At 34.4% G+C, this 17,762-nt stretch carries 18 protein-coding genes and 2 pseudogenes; 15 read left to right on the top strand and 5 right to left on the bottom strand.

The genetic code is table 11. The features are described from left to right. The first annotated feature begins 11 nt into the window (after nt 1-11). The 3 genes and pseudogenes from MVE64_RS03020 to MVE64_RS03010 all read left to right on the top strand — a co-directional run bounded on the left by MVE64_RS03020 (nt 12) and on the right by MVE64_RS03010 (nt 1,723). Nucleotides 12-1,147, top strand: a pseudogene (locus tag MVE64_RS03020) (alcohol dehydrogenase catalytic domain-containing protein). Between the two features lie 119 nt (nt 1,148-1,266). After that, the gene (locus MVE64_RS03015) at nt 1,267-1,500 is read left to right on the top strand and encodes an SRPBCC family protein (RefSeq protein WP_247343664.1); all 234 of its coding nucleotides are present in this window, start codon (nt 1,267-1,269) and stop codon (nt 1,498-1,500) included. Then, a complete protein-coding gene (locus MVE64_RS03010) occupies nt 1,475-1,723 on the top strand; it encodes a hypothetical protein (RefSeq protein ID WP_247343661.1) in 249 nt (82 codons plus the stop codon). The genes MVE64_RS03015 and MVE64_RS03010 overlap by 26 nt, the downstream gene beginning before the upstream one ends. A gap of 67 nt (nt 1,724-1,790) precedes the next feature. On the opposite strand, the gene yyaC is transcribed toward MVE64_RS03010, so the two are convergent. Further along, entirely contained in the window at nt 1,791-2,384 is a 594-nt protein-coding gene (gene yyaC, locus MVE64_RS03005; protein ID WP_247343659.1) for a spore protease YyaC, read from the bottom strand. A 292-nt stretch (nt 2,385-2,676) separates the two neighbouring features. On the opposite strand from yyaC, the gene MVE64_RS03000 reads away from it, so the two are divergent. Further along, nucleotides 2,677-3,396, top strand: coding sequence for a metallophosphoesterase family protein (locus MVE64_RS03000; RefSeq protein WP_247343658.1), 720 nt, complete (start codon nt 2,677-2,679; stop codon nt 3,394-3,396). A gap of 157 nt (nt 3,397-3,553) precedes the next feature. On the opposite strand, the gene MVE64_RS02995 is transcribed toward MVE64_RS03000, so the two are convergent. The 4 genes from MVE64_RS02995 to MVE64_RS27715 all read right to left on the bottom strand — a co-directional run bounded on the left by MVE64_RS02995 (nt 3,554) and on the right by MVE64_RS27715 (nt 5,580). Further along, the gene (locus MVE64_RS02995; RefSeq protein ID WP_247343655.1) at nt 3,554-3,832 is read right to left on the bottom strand and encodes a hypothetical protein; all 279 of its coding nucleotides are present in this window, start codon (nt 3,830-3,832) and stop codon (nt 3,554-3,556) included. Between the two features lie 129 nt (nt 3,833-3,961). Next, nucleotides 3,962-4,639, bottom strand: coding sequence for an NAD(P)H-dependent oxidoreductase (locus tag MVE64_RS02990; RefSeq protein WP_247343654.1), 678 nt, complete (start codon nt 4,637-4,639; stop codon nt 3,962-3,964). Between the two features lie 330 nt (nt 4,640-4,969). Continuing rightward, nucleotides 4,970-5,308: a TIM barrel protein gene (locus MVE64_RS27720; RefSeq protein ID WP_345740820.1), complete on the bottom strand. Its 339-nt coding sequence runs from the start codon at nt 5,306-5,308 to the stop codon at nt 4,970-4,972. 29 nt (nt 5,309-5,337) lie between these two features. Then, on the bottom strand, nt 5,338-5,580 hold the full coding sequence (locus MVE64_RS27715) for a hypothetical protein (RefSeq protein WP_345740743.1): 243 nt from the start codon (nt 5,578-5,580) through the stop codon (nt 5,338-5,340). A 293-nt stretch (nt 5,581-5,873) separates the two neighbouring features. On the opposite strand from MVE64_RS27715, the gene MVE64_RS02980 reads away from it, so the two are divergent. The 11 genes and pseudogenes from MVE64_RS02980 (at nt 5,874) to MVE64_RS02930 (ending at nt 17,759) form a co-directional block, all read left to right on the top strand. Further along, nucleotides 5,874-7,061, top strand: coding sequence for an MFS transporter (locus tag MVE64_RS02980; protein WP_247343651.1), 1,188 nt, complete (start codon nt 5,874-5,876; stop codon nt 7,059-7,061). 550 nt (nt 7,062-7,611) lie between these two features. Then, nucleotides 7,612-7,932 carry a MerR family transcriptional regulator gene (locus tag MVE64_RS02975; protein WP_486639765.1) on the top strand — a complete coding sequence of 107 codons (321 nt, stop codon included), beginning with the start codon at nt 7,612-7,614 and terminating at the stop codon, nt 7,930-7,932. A gap of 212 nt (nt 7,933-8,144) precedes the next feature. Then, a pseudogene (locus tag MVE64_RS02970) lies at nt 8,145-9,316 on the top strand (LL-diaminopimelate aminotransferase). A gap of 370 nt (nt 9,317-9,686) precedes the next feature. Continuing rightward, nucleotides 9,687-10,760 (top strand): branched-chain amino acid aminotransferase, encoded by a 1,074-nt coding sequence (locus MVE64_RS02965; protein ID WP_247346942.1) that lies wholly within the window; start codon nt 9,687-9,689, stop codon nt 10,758-10,760. Nucleotides 10,761-11,059: 299 nt separating this feature from the next. Then, the gene (locus tag MVE64_RS02960) at nt 11,060-12,001 is read left to right on the top strand and encodes a VanW family protein (RefSeq protein WP_247343648.1); all 942 of its coding nucleotides are present in this window, start codon (nt 11,060-11,062) and stop codon (nt 11,999-12,001) included. Between the two features lie 722 nt (nt 12,002-12,723). Then, nucleotides 12,724-13,539 carry a Cof-type HAD-IIB family hydrolase gene (locus MVE64_RS02955; RefSeq protein ID WP_247343645.1) on the top strand — a complete coding sequence of 272 codons (816 nt, stop codon included), beginning with the start codon at nt 12,724-12,726 and terminating at the stop codon, nt 13,537-13,539. A gap of 254 nt (nt 13,540-13,793) precedes the next feature. Beyond that, nucleotides 13,794-15,137 (top strand): 5'-deoxyadenosine deaminase, encoded by a 1,344-nt coding sequence (locus tag MVE64_RS02950; protein ID WP_281730450.1) that lies wholly within the window; start codon nt 13,794-13,796, stop codon nt 15,135-15,137. An 18-nt stretch (nt 15,138-15,155) separates the two neighbouring features. Then, nucleotides 15,156-16,160 carry an XdhC family protein gene (locus tag MVE64_RS02945; RefSeq protein ID WP_247343644.1) on the top strand — a complete coding sequence of 335 codons (1,005 nt, stop codon included), beginning with the start codon at nt 15,156-15,158 and terminating at the stop codon, nt 16,158-16,160. Further along, the gene (locus MVE64_RS02940) at nt 16,153-16,800 is read left to right on the top strand and encodes a nucleotidyltransferase family protein (RefSeq protein ID WP_247343641.1); all 648 of its coding nucleotides are present in this window, start codon (nt 16,153-16,155) and stop codon (nt 16,798-16,800) included. The genes MVE64_RS02945 and MVE64_RS02940 overlap by 8 nt, the downstream gene beginning before the upstream one ends. A gap of 82 nt (nt 16,801-16,882) precedes the next feature. Next, nucleotides 16,883-17,329: an FAD binding domain-containing protein gene (locus MVE64_RS02935; RefSeq protein WP_247343638.1), complete on the top strand. Its 447-nt coding sequence runs from the start codon at nt 16,883-16,885 to the stop codon at nt 17,327-17,329. Next, nucleotides 17,265-17,759, top strand: coding sequence for an FAD binding domain-containing protein (locus MVE64_RS02930; protein ID WP_247343635.1), 495 nt, complete (start codon nt 17,265-17,267; stop codon nt 17,757-17,759). The genes MVE64_RS02935 and MVE64_RS02930 overlap by 65 nt, the downstream gene beginning before the upstream one ends. The last annotated feature ends 3 nt before the right edge of the window (nt 17,760-17,762 follow it).

The raw sequence follows: 17,762 nt of genomic DNA, 5'->3' as shown, positions 1-17,762 counted from the left end.
GAGGATAGAGCATGAAGGCAGTCACTTACCAAGGATTTATGGATGTTAAAGTAAAAGAAATGCCTAATCCTGTGATTAAACAAAAAGATGACATTATTGTCAGAGTAACACATACCTCCATCTGTGGCTCTGATCGGCACTTTTATCATGGGATGGTCCCAAGTATGGGAAAAGATTATATTGTTGGGCATGAAGCAGTTGGGATTGTTGAGGAAATTGGCTCGGGAGTTCATAAAGTTAAAAAAGGTGACAAAGTAGCAATCCCATATAATATCGCGTGTGGTGAATGTATAAACTGTCAAAATCAACTGGAAAGTCAATGCATAATATCAAACCCAGAAGGAGAGATTGGTGCATGTTATGGCTGTTCAAGATTATTTGGTGATTATAGTGGCAGTCAAGCTGAATATGTACGTGTTCCCTTCGCTAATTTCGGCACTTTTAAAGTGCCGAAAAATAATTCTGTTTCTGATGAAGAACTATTATTATTAACAGATGCTCTTTCATCTGCTTATTGGGGTATTAATCAAGCAGATGTGAAAAAAGGTGATACAGTCATTATATTAGGTTGTGGTCCTATTGGGCTTCTCACCCAGAAGCTTGCATGGTTTAGAGGGCTAAACGTGTTATTGCAATAGACCATGTTCCATATCGACTCGAACATTCAAAAAAATGGAATAAAACAGAAGTTTTTAATTTTAACCAACATAAAGACCTTGAGCAGCATATAAAAGAGATAACAAAAGGTGGAGCTGATGTGGTGATTGACTGTGTTGGGATGAGTGGGAAAATGAGTCCGAAAGAAATGGTAGAAACGGCCCTTCGTTTACAGGGAGGTGCTCTTGGTGCGATCGAACTAGCAAGCCAGCTTGTTCGTTCGGGAGGTGTTATTCAACTTATTGGAATATATGGACTAAGATATAATCAGTTTCCATTAGGTGACCTATTTGCAAGGAATATTACCCTAAAAATGGGTTTAGCATCTGTTATACATATCATGCCATTTTTATATGAACTAATCCAAAGTAAGCAGATTTCTATAAATGATGTTATTACACACACTTTACCTTTAGATAAGGCAGAGCATGCCTACAGGATTTTTAATGGTCATAAAGAGAAATGTTTGAAAATTATCTTAAAGCCTTAAGAAGAGACAATGTAAGGATGTCTCTTTTTTTGTTTTGCATAATGTACAGCCCTTATTGAATAAGTAAATGATAAAAGAAGTTAACAAGTTAGTTTTTTTAAAGAAGGGAGAAAAAAGAGATGCCAAGTGATTTATATAAGGTAGAAGTAGATCAGCCTATTAATGCCATTTGGGAGTTTGTTAGTGTGATGGACCATTGGGCACCACTAGTACCGGGTTATATTGAACATGAAATAATAAACGATTCAGAATCAACTTGGAAATTTAAAACAGATTTAGGTGTAATAAAGAAAAAAATTCATTTAAAAGTCGATATTACCGGATGGAATGAAATTCAAAAAAGTCATGTTTAACTTAACGGGTATAAATGAGAAGATCATTGGAAATGGTTACTTTGAAGCGGAGGAAATCTCAGCAAATAAAACAATGATGTTAGGGTATCTTGATATCACACCTGAAGGGAAAATGGCAAAAATGATAAATTCTAAATTGAAGAAAAGTTTATCGGAAATTACACAAGAATTAACAGAAGCTATTGTAGAAAAAATTGAAAAAAAGGAAAACGTTCTTCGTTAATATTGAAATGCTAAACCAAAAACAGAAGCAAGATGTTTGTCTCTGTTTTTGGTCTTACATAATAAAATTAGAGTAATATAGGATAATTTGAAGGATATTGGAAATATTGTCTGACCGCAAGAGAAATTCCTTTAGCAATTGTTGTTGTCATCGTATAGATAAGGTGTAAGTTTGTATGAAACAACGAAGAATGCAGGGAGGAATCGTTTTCTTGAATAACACCCATAATACTGCAATCTCCAATAGCAGGGAGTATTTTCCCTAGTCCCTCTCCTGGTCGTAATGCCCCTTTTCGAATAACAATGGAATTTACGATTTTTCTCGAACCAAGTACACTGTCAATAGCAATTATAAAGCTATTATTAGGCAGAGAGATGCTTCCGTACTCTTTTTCTAACGTTAATGCATCCAATGGGAATTGCAGGTTTCCTAAGACTGTTAAATGGTCTGGGAATTTCTCATTCAAAAGAGTTCCAACAAAGGGACCTAGACTATCACCACTAATTTGATTTGAGCCAATTCCAATAACATATATATGCTCTGTACCTTTTGGAATAAGAGTAAATAAAGAGTTTCGTATATATAATGGAGCTAACTTATCATTATATGGAAAAATTCCATCTAACATTGAATTCTTAATAGTTGAACATTGATCAACCATAAATCCCCCTCCCACATCCCTAAAAATTAAGCGGTAACAATTTGATTCATTTACATAAAAAAATCTTTTAAGTGACAATTCTGTAAAATGTATCAACTTTCCTTCTTGACATTGATAAAATAAATTAGTAAATTTTAACATTTTTAATCAAGATGAGTAAGATAAACTTTTAGAACAAATTCATAATTAGAATAAACTAGATTAACCTGTATAGAGTAAATCCGGAGCATATACATGATCGATGTGAACATGATATGATTTACATAACAATGTTATAAGAGAGGTTTTATATATGAAAATAGCATTTATTTCAGATATTCACGGAAATGCGGTTGCTCTTGAAGCTGTCTTACAGGATATAAAAAAGAAGGAAATTGATAAAGTATATGTATTAGGGGACATTTGTTATCGTGGACCTGAACCGGAGAAATCATTATCTTTAGTACGTCACTTACATACAAAGGTCATAAAGGGAAATGCAGATGAATGGGTTGTTCGGGGAGTTAATGAAGGTGAAGTAGCTGCTCAAGCTCTTGAGATGATGAATAAAGAGAGAGACTGGACATTTGAACGATTGCAATCAGGAGATATTGATTATTTAAATACACTCCCACATTCTCTTGCTATAGAAGAAAATGGGGTTAAAATACATGCATTTCATGCAACACCAAGCAGTTTATTTGATATTGTATCACCTGAGGCGAAAGAAGAAGACATAAAAGAAAAACTAATGTCTAAAGTTGATTCACATATTTATTTTTATGGTCACATTCATAAACCATATATACGATACATTAACGGTAGAGTAGTTATGAATATAGGCAGTACTGGCCTTCCATTTGATGGTTTAACAAAAGCTTCCTATGGCTTGCTTAAGATAAATGAAAGTGGAATTAGTACATCGATTGAGCGGGTTGATTATGATGTTGAGAAGGTTATAAAACAATATCAAGATTCAGGATATCCTAATGCTGAGATGATGATAAATATTTTAAGAAATGCAAGCTTATAAGGGAGATTATTTCTTGGGAAAGCGCATAACTTGACATTTTAAAACATGATTGTCGGAACATAGAGGAAGAACCTACTAGTTAAAACTTACCCCTGAAAAGGACCAAGAAAAAGGATCAATCTCTATATGGAATGATCCTTTTTTCCTGGTTACTTAATTACCACAATAAGAAAGGAAGTAAAGTAAGAGCAGTAAATCCGCCATAAGGATATCTTACAAAAGGCCTTCTTCTGAATGGACGTGGACCGTAAAAAGGCCTTGGACCAAAAAATCCATATCCATATTCACTTTGATTTTCTGGGGAATGATATTCTTCTATTTCAATCCCGCTATCATCAATACTAGCTACTCTTCCAACAACCCATTGATTTTCTTTATTTTTAAAACGTACCATTTTACCTTCATATTGCTTTTTCATTTCATAGATGTTTGTCATCATCAGCACTCCTTATAATGGAATGCTATAGTGTATGAAGACATATTTTTTTTGATAGAGGCCTAATTACTAGATTAATTTGTCTATTTGTTAAAAGTATCTAATAAACAAGATGTTCTACTTTACAAATTAATCAATAAATTGAACAATATCCTCCATCGCTTTTCTTGTTTTTGGTCGAGGTTCTTTTGCACGATATCCGAAAGCAACCATTACGGAAACAGCTAGATGACCATCTTCTAATAGCTCTTCGTCTTCTAATATTTTTTGAACTTTATCAAAATCAAATCCTTCGATTGGGCATGAATCAATCCCTATTAAAGCTGCTGACGTCATCATATTTGCCAACGCAATATACGTTTGTTTACTTGCCCAGTCAAACATTGTTCGATCATTTTCTAGTAGCTTGAGATCATGTTCCTGAAAGTTTTTATAACGCTCTTTCACTTGATCGAATAATTCAGGTGGGAAATTCTTAACGTTTAGCATCTGATTTTTCACATAATCTGAATCGTATTTTGTATCTTTTATTGTTCTTGCAAGGATAATCACAAAATGGCTCGCAGTTGGGAGCTGTCCTTGCGCACCCCATGCAACTTCTCTTAACTTCTCTCTTAACCCCGGATTTTGTACAACAAGAAATTTCCAAGGTTCATATCCAACGGAGCTTGGAGATAGCCTTGCAGTTTCCAGTATATAACGAAAATCATCTTCTGATATTGTTTTATTTGGATCAAATTCTTTTGTTGCATGACGTGAGCTAAATGCTTCAAGAATCGTTTCTTTTGTTATCGTTTTTTCTGTCATGATTAAATATCCTCCTTTTATCTCTTTCACGTAAAAAAGTATAGATGATAGGGCGAGAATTGAAAAATAGTTTGCTCAAATAATAATTAAAAGGTCTAGCGATTCAAGTCTGAATGAATTGATATAACATTGATATTTCTTCTTGATGAGTGATTCCTTCATCAGAAGGGGTCTCAAGAACAAAGGGAATATCAGCAAGATTAGGTAACTGAAATAGATTTTTAAAGCATTCTTTTTCAATATATCCATTTTTAAATATATTCGCATGGCGATCCTTACCAGAGCCAAGGTCATATTTAGAATTATTTAAATGAACTGCTTTTAAGGAAGTTAGATAAATTTCAATTCTGATGCTTTACCCCACAATTCTTCATGATTCTTTCCCGACCAAAGTCCACTTGCATAAGCATGACAGGTATCTAAACAAAATCCGATTTTTTCAGGATAATCTGTTAAGTTCCGAACCTGGACAAGTTCCTCTAATGTTGTGCCCAGTGCTCCTGATTTCCCTGCGCTATTCTCGAGTAACAATAGAGTTTGTCCGTCCCACTTACTTAGAATAAGATTAAGCATTTCAATCATTAATTGATAACTGGCGAGCGGGTCAGTTTTACTAATTTGACTTCCAAAATGAACAACGACTCCAATTGAGCCACAACAATCAGCAATTTCTAAGTCATTAAGAAGAGAATCAATTGTTAGAGCTTTTTTTCTATTGAAGGTGTTAAGCTTGTTGGATAAGGGGTGTGAGCAATTGAGACAAGATTGTTTTCAACACAAAATTCATGACAGAGCTTTGCGTCTTGCCGATTAAATTCCTTCACAGTTAAACTTCTTGGATTTTTAGGGAAATATTGAAATGCATTGCCACCAATGCTATCCATATATTTAGCTGCAGCAAAATACCCATTCCGAATACTAACATGGCTGCCAAATCTCATATAAGCTCCTTTCTTTTAAGAAATTTTTATTTTCCTCAAGACTTCATTCATAAGGAAAAGCTTAAAGCAGTAATCGTTAAAAATAATATACATAGGTATCTTTTTATTATTTTTAAAATAATTAACTTTATTCTCAAATAGAATAGTAGGAACAGTATGCATCTCTTGGAGCAATCTTTGAGGAAAGAATCATTTGAGTTGAAATAAAAGTTACTTAAGAATAACCTTGAAGAGTAGGATACAAGTTAACTTAGTTAAAATTTCATTTGAGAAATGAGAAAAGGAGGGCTTTTTTGGATCAACAAGCTAATACAAACGTAATTTCATTACAGAAAGAAAAGATTTGGACGCGGGATTTTGTATTGATTTGTTTATCAAACTTTTTCATCTTTCTTGGGTTTCAGATGACGTTACCAACTATTCCTCTTTTTGTTAAGGAGCTTGGCGGAAATGATCAGTTAATAGGAGTTGTTGTTGGAATTTTCACATTTTCTGCATTACTTGTAAGATCATATGCTGGTCACGCTTTGGAATCAAAAGGAAGAAAGTTTGTTTATTTAACCGGTTTAATTATTTTTATCATTTCTGCAGGCTCGTTCGGATTTCTGCCTACTATTGCTTTTTTATTTTTTATGAGAGTTATTCAAGGTATTGGCTGGGGTTTTTCAACTACAGCCTCTGGCACAATTGCTAGTGATATTATCCCTCCTAAGCGACGTGGAGAAGGTATGGGTTACTATGGTTTATCAGGTAATATTGCTTTGGCTTTTGGTCCTTCTCTAGGACTCAGTTTGGCAGGAATGATAACATTTAAACAATTATTTCTTATTTGTGCTTTCTTAGGGGTTGTAGCATTAATTCTGTCTTCACGAATACAGTATAAACAGGTGGAAAAGTCACAGCAAACGACAAAGAAAGATAAATGGGATTTTTATGAAAAAAGTGCACTTCAGCCAGCTATGCTTTTGTTTTTTATTACTGTAACATTTGGAGGAATTGCATCTTTCTTACCTTTATATGCTGAACAAAAGGGGATATTAGGGATTCAATGGTATTTCCTTGTATTTGCTATTGCTCTAATGGCATCAAGAACGTTCGCAGGAAAAATATATGATCGTAAAGGCCATCAGGCTGTTTTTATTCCAGGAGCTGTATTCATTATGATCGCAATGGTCTTGTTGTCATGGCTCCCAAGCACAACCATTTTATTAACAGCTGCAGTATTGTATGGAATTGGATTTGGTTCTGTTCAACCGGCACTTCAAGCATGGTCAATTGAAAAAGCACCTAAAAATAGGAGAGGGATGGCCAATGCAACTTTTTTTTCATCCTTTGATCTTGGTGTTGGAATTGGTGCACTTTTGTTTGGGCAAATTGGTCATGTTTTTGGTTATCATACAATCTACCAAACATCAGCTATTTCAGTTAGTATCTCAATAATTTTATATATTGTACTTCTTGTCAAAAAGACAAAAAGCTAGTATGTTGGAAAACCTATCACCTTATTGGGTGGGGAAAGGGTTGTCTTAAATAATATGTAAGATTATCTCACAAATATCTTTTAATGCATGAATTTTCTGATAATATTGATTTAAAGAGATTATTCGGAAGAAGGTTGATCATATGTCAGTAATAGAATTAAGAGAAAATATTATTAAAAAAGTAGCGGAAGATTTTAATATATCTCTCGAACAGGCAAAGGATCTTATAAATAGCAGCTTTGAAATCGGGGAGCCTGAATAATACAAATAACACTGAAAAGTGGCTTATATTGCTTTCAGTGTGAAGTGTTTTTAGAAAACGACAAGATGGAAGATTAGGGATGCTGCTGTAATAGCAGTTACTGTGAAAAAGCAGATATTGCTATAAATGTTAATTCCCGAACTATCGAAAAAGACATCTAGACTTGTGATGTCTTTTTCTGTATGATTTTTTATAAAATTCTGTAAACTAATCTTGTTGGAAAACGCTTCCTATTGATACAGTAATGAAGAGATCGGAAAATATCATACAAAAACCGGGGGCGTTTCTTTGGATAAGTCGAAATCATATCGTGATAAAAAAGTGATATCAATGGGTACTGTGTGTGAATTGACCGGGTTATCAGAAAGAAGAATCCGTTATTATGAGGAAAGAAAATTAATTTTTCCAGATCGTACGTCAACTGGATTTCGTAAGTATTCTTTTTCTGATATTGAGAAATTAATGGACATTGCTGAAAAAGTGGAGGAAGGCGTTCAAACCGATGAAATCCGTAGAGACTACAAAAAGAAAGAAACTGATGCTGATCTAAAGAAAAAAATGATTCGCGGTCAATTAAACTCACATTTTCAAAGAAGTGGCTTTAAGTAAGAAAAAATGTAATCATTTAATTTAGGATGCTCAACAAACAGCATTCTTTTTTCTATGGGGATATACAAATGTATGATTAACTGTACATTTGAGAATACTATTAAAATTCAACTATTTCAAAAGATTTAAACTTCATTATTCCCGTATAACGTTGAGTTATGATACACTTATTTTCAGAAAAATGAGAACTTGCGAAATAAGTGGGGGATAAAATGACAATTACATTATCAAATAAAATGAGCTTTTTTAAGCCTTCTATTTTTAGTGAGCTTGCTCAATATAAACAGAGAAAAATAAGTGAAGGTGCACCGATTATTGATTTAAGTATTGGTAAAAACATCGATTTGGCTCCACCATCTTTTATTACCAATGCTTTATCTGAAGAAGTGTTGAAAGCAGATCAATATGGTTATTCTTTATCTGGAACTAATGAGTTTAATAGAGCAGTTTCTTCTTTTTATCATAGAAACTATAAAGTGGAGTTGGATTCAATTGAAGAGATACTATTATTAATGGGATCTCAGGACGGACTTGTTCATTTTCCGATGGTTTTTGCAAATCCAGGAGATGTGATTTTAGTGCCGGATCCAGGTTATACTGCATACGCTGCTGGAATTGCGATGGCAGGGGCAACTCCTTATTTTATGCCGTTGAAGAAGGAAAAGAATTTCTTACCAGATTTATCAATTATTCCTTCTGAAGTGGCTGAAAAAGCGAAGTTGATGATCTTGAATTTTCCTGGTAATCCGGTTCCCGCATTAGCTGATATAGAATTTTTTGAAAGTGCTGTTGCATTTGCTAAAAAATTTAATATACTAGTTCTACATGATTTTGCTTACTCTGAGCTTTATTTTGAAGGAAAGAAGCCAGTAAGTTTTCTTTCGATCGAAGGAGCAAAAGACATTGGAGTTGAAATGTCTTCATTCTCTAAAAACTATAATATGGCAGGTACTCGAATTGGCTTTCTCGCCGGTAATAAAGATGTGGTACAAGCTATGAATCAATTAAAAAGCAATTTGGATTATGGTGTGTTTTTACCTATTCAAAAGGCTGCAATCCGTGCTCTTGAAGAGGGTGCTCACTTTTGTGAAGAAAGTAGAAAGGTGTACCAAGAACGCCGTGATACATTAATTGAAGGTTTAAACGAGTTAGGTTGGACCATAACAAAGCCTGATGCAGGTATGTTTATTTGGGATTTGAAGTTCCTAAGGGGTTCAGTTCGACAGAATTTACTTATGAACTAATTGACAAAGCACATGTTGTTGTAACACCTGGACATGCATTTGGACCAACTGGTGAAGGTTATGTAAGGATTGCTCTTGTTCAGGATGTAGAAAAGTTAAAGAAAGTAATTACTTCAATAAAGAATGCGAATATCTTATAGATTCTTATAAATGCAAATAGTGAAGGACCCAAGTTTTTTAACAACAAAAAAGAACATTAATAACAATAGAAGACGTGGAATAAGATACTTTATAGAAAAGAGTGGGGAAGGTTACCCGCTCTTTTTTAATAGATCATATACCTCGAATAAAAATTTTTCTATAGAAAAATAACTTTAATATTGGGCTGAAATAATATTTTTATTGATTATTTTGAATCTTTTGTCGAAAAACAGTTGTTAACTGCTCCATGAAAGTTATAAAATAGTGAAATATAGAAAGTTTGATTAGATACCTTTTGTAATATGATCAGAGGTTATTTCTAGAAAAGATAACTTCTTTAAATTTTGTTGATTGGGAGAGTTAAAAATGATGACAAAAACAAAAATTGATGTAACACTTAGTGCAACACGAAAAGAAAAGCCCAAATCAGATCAGTTAGAGTTTGGCCGCGTTTTTACTGATCATATGTTTGTAATGGATTATAGCCCGGCAAAAGGATGGCATGACCCAAAAATTGTTCCATACGAACCAATTACACTTAGTCCAGCTTCAATGGTCTTCCACTACGGGCAAACAGTATTTGAAGGGTTAAAGGCATATCGTACGAAAGAAGATAAAGTATTATTGTTCAGACCTGAGAAAAATATGGAAAGACTTAATTTATCAAATGATCGACTTTGTATTCCTCGAATTGATGGCGAGTTTGTCATTGAGGCCCTAAAACAGCTTGTTTCGATTGAAAAGGATTGGATTCCTACTGCCGAAGGAACTTCTCTTTATATTAGACCATTTATTATCCCAACAGAGTATTACTTAGGGGTAGCTCCATCGAAGTTTTACCGATTTATGATTATTCTTTCTCCTGTAGGTTCGTATTATAAAGAAGGAATTCATCCGGTAAAAATATACGTTGAGAACCATTACGTTCGTGCTGTTGAAGGTGGAACAGGGAAAGCTAAAACCGGCGGTAACTACGCTTCAAGCCTAAGAGCCCAAGAAGAGGCTGCACAAAAGGGCTACTCACAAGTTTTATGGTTAGATGGAGTTGAGAAGAAATATATAGAAGAAGTAGGAAGTATGAATATTTTCTTTAAAATTAATGGGGAAGTTGTTACACCTGAAGTGAATGGCAGTATTTTAGAGGGAGTAACAAGAAAATCAATCCTAGAATTACTAAAATCATGGGAAACCCCTGTATCTGAGCGAAAAATATCAATGGAAGAAGTGTATCAGGCATATAAAGATGGACAATTAGAAGAGGCTTTTGGTACTGGTACTGCAGCTGTTATTTCTCCAATTGGTGAATTCTTATATGACGATAATAAAATTGTAATTAATAACGGAGAAACTGGTGAATTATCTAAAAAACTTTATGATACATTAACTGGCATCCAAAAAGGTACGAAGCAGGATCCATTTAATTGGGTTACTGAAGTAAAATAAATAGCTAAAAAGGTCAATTCAACAAACTAAGCCGTTCAAAGTTTTGTAGCAACTCACTTTGCAAAACGGCAACTATTGTTGAATTGGCCTTTTTTGTATTAGACAAGAAAGTATTTGGAAAAAATATGAAACATTTTCCCTTAATTAAACGTCTTACTAATGAGAAGAATATTAATTCACTTCATATATAAGTTCAGGAAATTTTTAACAAAATTTAGGATATTTTAATTAAATATAAAATATATATGAGTGAATAAAATAAGTGGTAAAGAAAATTTAATGGGAAATGTGGGAGAGTTATGCGTAAGAAATATGTTTCAACGTTGATTTTCTTGTTCATGATGACGGGTTGTAGTTCGAATGTAGTTAATGGCAATGAAAAAGATGAACCTTTACCAGTGAAGAGCTTGGCAATGAATAGTTTTCAATTAGCAGAAAAACAAGTGGAATTTCAAGTTCAATTGCTGCATCCTGAAACACAAAAAATATTATATTCCTTTTCACCTTCACTAAATCAAAAGTCGGAAGCTTATGAGGAAGAAGTAAGGCATATTGCGAATGATTTAGCTGAAAGTCTTGATCAACCGATGATACCAGTGAAGTATACGAGCAACGGTGGTTTAACAGAAGGAACAAGTCGTGTTCTACTAAATGAAGAAAAATTAGTTGAAATGTTATTGAATGTTCATGCGCTTGATAAAACATTAGATCTACCTATTGAAGTGATGTCGCCGAATGTATCAGCAGAAACTGTAAAAAATATTGACGAAGTAGTTATTGGACATTATAAAACATCTTTTAATCCTAACGTAACGGGTCGCTCACAAAATATATTTTTATCAGCAAATGAGATTAATCAAATTGTATTGGGTCCAGGCGATCGCTTTTATTTTAATTTAGTTGTTGGTGAACGTACTGCTGCAAAAGGTTATCAAAAAGCAAAAGAAATTGTAGATAAAGAATTTGTTGAAGGAATTGGTGGGGGAATTTGTCAAACTTCTTCTACTTTATATAATGCAGTTGCAAATGCAGGATTGGAAGTTTTAGAAGTTAACTCACATTCAAGATCTGTTGGGTATGTTCCTACCGGGAAGGATGCAACAGTATCCTGGGGAGGTCCAGATTTTAAATTTATGAATGATAAAGACTTCCCAGTTATGATTAAAACATTTGTGAATAAACAGTCTGGAACAATAGAGGTTCAAGTAGTTGCTTCAAAGGATGATGCATCAAAGGTTTAATAGCTTAACACTAACTGGTTCGGTTCCGTATACAAAAACTAAATTAAATTTCACCAATTAGCAGTCTTATTCGCAACTGAGTAAGACTGCTGATTTTTTGTTGATATATATGTGGTGTAACAAAATGGACAGTAAACACGCCGTAATTTTTTAAACCTGTCGTCATGAAAAGGGCAAGCTCTTTGTTATTCCAATTGGTGTGCTGAAAATGATATGTATCTACCAGGGGTGGATGATGGTGATTGAAGGGCGGATAAATAAAGAATACCTTCTTGAATTGAGTAACCGATAGTTTAAATAAGAGGAGTTTTTACTGTTAGACTGAAGATTGGGACTCGGTTTGGGTGATTTAAGCGGAGTTTTTACGGTTAAGCAAAGTGAAATGGTTCATTTTCACCTTTTTCGATAAAATAAAAGGAACATTTCCGCCTATTTAATCTATTTTTCGTGCTTTTTCCTCAATAAGAGGAATTTCTCCGCTTATTTTCATCTAATTTACTTACCAAACTTTAGTACGAATCACCCTATGTTAATTCGTATTTTTTTCAAATCAGAACTCGTTAGGAGATGTTAGACCTGTTTTTTTTGTTGATAAGAGTTAAAGCAGGGTTCTAATAATTAATATAAAAATATTTTTGAATTCCGGAATGTTTCTTTCCTTTAAGCTTCTTTTTATAGTAGGATATGAATATAGTGATCTATCTATAGAAAGGACTTAAAACATGACATATAAAATGATTGTATTAGATTTGGATGATACGTTGTTATGTGACGATCATACGATATCACCTCGTACAAAAGAGGCATTAATGAAAGCGCAAGAACAAGGTGTGAAGGTGGTTTTAGCATCAGGTCGGCCTACTTTTGGAATGAGAGAGTATGCAAATGAATTGCTGCTACATAAGTTTGGAAGCTATATTCTATCTTTTAATGGTGGTAAAATCATAAATTGCTCATCAAATGAGGAAATGTTCAGCAGTACATTAAGTGCAGAGTCTGTTCATCAATTGTTTGATATAAGCCGTCGTGAAAATGTATTTATTCATACATATATAGGTGATGAAATTATTACGATGGATGAAAATCCTTTCACGAAAAAAGAATCTACTTTAACTGGATTACCTATTAAGATGGTATCAGACTTTGTACAGTCAGTAACTGTGCCAGTAGTAAAAACATTAATGGTAGCGGAGCCGGATGTACTTAAGGATGTTGAAAAGAAGTTACAGAAAGAGTTAGACGAACATTTTTCAATCATGCGCTCAAAGCCGTATTTCCTGGAGTTTACTGAAAAAGGTGTTACAAAGGGAACGAGCTTACATCAACTAATTCAAAGATGTGGCATTAAACAAGAAGAAGTAATTGCTATTGGTGACAGTTATAATGATATATCCATGATTGAGTTTGCTGGCCTTGGAGTTGCCATGGGAAATGCTCCTCAAGAAATAAAAGATCTGGCAAATTTCGTTACAGATACGAATATGAATGATGGAGTCGCAAAGGTAGTAGAAGAATTTATTTTAAATGTTACGGTTTAAGTATAAGGGTTGCTTACAATCATGTAGGCAACTCTTTTTTTATTTCAACTGAAGAATGAAAATACTCTCATTTAAAACTCTCTGTAAGAATTTCTAACATGAATGTAACAATAATTTACAATTGAGGATATAATTTAGCTAATTTAACAGAAGAGAATGAATGTTTCTCTAGAAAACTAGGTTATTACTTTAATGGTTGTCAGATTTAGTAACGAGATGTTGGGATTGTCAGGTAGCTTAGGAGGCGGAACTTAGTGGAAATTTTAATTAAAAACGCTGAAATCATAACAATGAATGAAAAAAGTGAAATTTTGCACGGAGATCTTTTAATAAGGGATGATCGAATTGTTGCAATAAAGGATAAAATTGAGAATGTAACTGCGGATAAGATTATTGATGCAACAGGGAAGACGGTTATTCCTGGATTCATTCAAAGTCATATTCATCTTTGTCAAACACTTTTTCGCGGGCAGGGTGATGATCTTGAGCTATTAGACTGGCTGTCCAAAAAGATCTGGCCTCTTGAAGCTGCGCATGACGAGGAATCCATTTACTACTCAGCAATGCTCGGTTTAGGAGAATTAATTAGAAGCGGAACAACATCGATAATCGATATGGAAACAGTTAGGCATACCGATTATGCTTTTCAAGCTATAGCAGAAAGTGGAATTAGGGCTATAGCTGGTAAAGTTATGATGGATCAAGGAGCAAATGTTCCATCGATTTTATTAGAGAATACTAGTTCTTCCATACAAGAAAGTGTTGATTTGTTAGAAAAATGGCATCTCTTTGATAATGGTCGTATTCATTACGCATTTTCACCAAGGTTTGTTATCTCATGTTCAGAAAAGATGTTAGTGCAAGTACGGGATCTCTCTCAACAGTATCAAGTAATGGTACACACGCACGCATCAGAAAATAAAACAGAAATTGAAATTGTTGAACGTGAGCGAGGAATGAGAAATATTGTTTATTTGGATCACATTGGCTTAGCAAATCCCCGATTATTACTGGCTCATTGTATCTGGCTCGACGAACAAGAGAAACGAATTATACGTGATAGAGGAGTAAAGGTAAGTCATTGTCCAGGCTCAAACTTAAAGCTTGCTTCTGGAATTGCAAATACTCCGGAGATGCATGATCAAGGAGTATTTCTAAGTATTGGTGCTGACGGTGCACCTTGTAACAATAATCTTGATATGTTCAATGAAATGAGGTTAACTGCACTTATTCAAAAGCCAGACCATGGTCCGACGGCAATGGATGCAAAAAAAGTGTTCAAAATGGCAACGATGGGTGGAGCAGCTGCAATGGGAATGGAAAAGGAGATTGGTAGCTTAGAAGTCGGCAAAAAAGCTGATGTTGTGATATTAGACTTAAATGATTTTCATACGTATCCCTCAACAGAGGTTGATCCTATTTCAAGAATTGTCTACTCTGCAACAAGAGCAGATGTAGAAACAACGATCATTAATGGGAAAATTGTGATGGAAGATCAACGTTTACTAACAATTGATAAATCAACTGTACTAAAAGAAGCAAATTCTTCTATTCAACGATTAGTACGAAGAATATCAAGAGTCGATACGATGATTTAATAGAGAGGGAGGAGCAGGATGGGTACCGACATTTATGAAATCCTCGACGCCATTTCAGAATCCTCACAGGAAATGGTTTTAGCAACGATTGTTAATGTGGATGGCTCTTCGTATAAAAAGGCTGGATCTTCTATGCTTTTTCATGAAGATGGAGTTCAAACAGGATTGTTAAGTGGGGGGTGCTTGGAAGAAGATTTACAAGAAAGGTGTAAAGATTATTTTCATAAGAAGAGCTCTGAATTGATTACGTATGATTTAACAGCAGAAGATGACTTGTCTTGGGGACAGGGGGTTGGATGTAACGGGACAATAGAAGTATTAATTGAATCAATAACTCCACAATTGTTAGTGCACTTAAAAAGAGTAAGAGAGCTTGTTAATCATGGTATATCCGTCTCATACACTAAACAACTTTCTCTTGAAGGTGATGTTTACGGCTATCTTTTTTATACAGAAAATGCTGAATACTTTGGACGATGGAAAGGAGATTTTCCCAAAAAAGAGAAATGGCATTCAAAAACATTAAGGATGGAGAATGACTATCTCCTTTTTAAACAAGAAATTCAAGCAAGACCTAGACTATTTATCTATGGAGCAGGAGCTGATGCTAGACCTCTAGCACAACTTGCTCAACAATCAGGCTATGGAGTCATTGTTGCAGATTGGAGACCAGCCTATTGTCACAAAGATTATTTTCCTCAAGCAACCGAAACCGTTGTATTATCACCTGAAGAATTTTTATCTAGCTATACGTTTACAACTTTAGACTCAATTGTGTTGATGACACATCACTTTCAAAAAGATCTCGAGTTAGTGAAGTACTTACTAAAAAAACAACTATCATACTTAGGAATTTTAGGCTCAAAAGATCGAGCGCAAAGGTTGCTACAAGGAAAAAAGGTTCAAGATTGGGTACATTCACCTGCTGGTTTATCAATAGGGGCTGAAGGACCACATGAAATTGCTGTTAGCATTGTTGCTGAATTAATCAAACAGAAAGCAAGGAGGTGTGTAAATGTATAACGAAAACATCGTGGGTATTTACTTGGCAGCAGGCCACAGCTCACGTATGGGTACTTGTAAATTATCATTGCCTTTAGCAGGAGATTCCCTTGGAACGATGGCATTAAAGGAAATTGTTAAATCAAAGCTTAATCATTTAGTCATTGTCACAAAAGACTTTCAACCAACCTGGCTTCGAACGATTGAACCCTATCTTACGAATTCTATTCATTGGGAACATATTATCAGCTTGCAAGCACATCTCGGTCAATCTTATTCACTTCGAACAGGTATTCAAAGAGCAAAGCAAGTAGGAGCTGATGCTGTTATCATTTTTTTAGCGGACCAACCGTTTATTACTTCACAATTGATAAACAAATTAATAGATCGAAAATCAAATGAATATGATTTTATCGCCTCTTTCGATGGGGTTTCCATAAAACCACCAATCTTATTTCAAAAGAAGGGGTTTGATTCTTTATTAAAAATAAATGGTGATCAAGGGGCAAGAAGCTTTCTAAAAACGGGAATGTTAAAAGGCTTAAAAATAAATATAAATGATAACCAATTAATAGATATTGATACACTTGAACAGTATGAGACTTATAAACAAATAGTAAGTCCCCAACTTTGCTTAATTAAAGAAAGCACTAGGTTTTAAATCAACCTCAAACTAGTTTACCTCCGTTTGCTATTCTCATCTGTTTTGTTCACAAAAATTTTTAATGAAATTAGGTGATGTAATGAATGTCGAACAACACTCAACTCCATTGAAATCAGAAATTGTCGTTGAACACCCAATATCAGTTGAAGATGCTATAAAAATGAAAGTACTTTTTGAAGGTGAGTACGTAGCTGGTGGGACGCTTCATCAAATTCAGTGGGAATCAGGTGTTCCCCTTCCTTCAAGACTAATTAATCTTTCCTGTATTGAACAATTAAAAAAAGTTAGATTTGAAAAAATAAATGACGAGAATATTTTAGCAATCGGTGCACTTACCACGATTGCAGAGTGTATTAAGCATCCTGATATAATAGAACACTGTCCATTATTAACTGAAGCTTGTAGAAACATTGCTGCACCTGCTGTTCGGAATCGTGCAACAATAGGAGGAAATGTAGCAAGTGGAATTGGTGACAGCATTCCAAACTCTTCTTGTGTTAGATGCGAAAGTGAAAATAGCGCTTAAAGACCAAATATATATGATTGATGTAGCAACCTGGTTAAAAGAAAAAGAATCATATCCTCATTTGCTTCTTGAAATTTTAATTCCTCTTCAAGCTAATAAAACAAAAAGCTTTTATCGCAAGGTTGGAAGAAGAGAAGCCTTTACAGCTTCTTTAGTGACGGTTAGTTGTTGTTGGAGCAAGTGCGCTCATAATGAAATTTCATTTATTCGCATGGCTGTCGGCGGAGGAGCACATTTTCCTATCAGACTTCAAAAACTTGAACAGCTATTAACTGGTAGTAGATCACAAATAACGAGCGAAATCATATACAAAACAATTTTAGAAGAATTTCAGTCATATTCGGATGCCTTTGTAACAGAGTCGTACCGGAAGAAGGTTACAGCAAACATTCTTACAGAAAAATTAGGAACCATCCTAAGGGAGGAATAAGGG

This window comes from Metabacillus endolithicus, assembly GCF_023078335.1.
Taxonomy (GTDB): Bacteria; Bacillota; Bacilli; order Bacillales; family Bacillaceae; genus Metabacillus; species Metabacillus endolithicus.
This window is presented reverse-complemented; position numbering and strand designations above follow the sequence as displayed.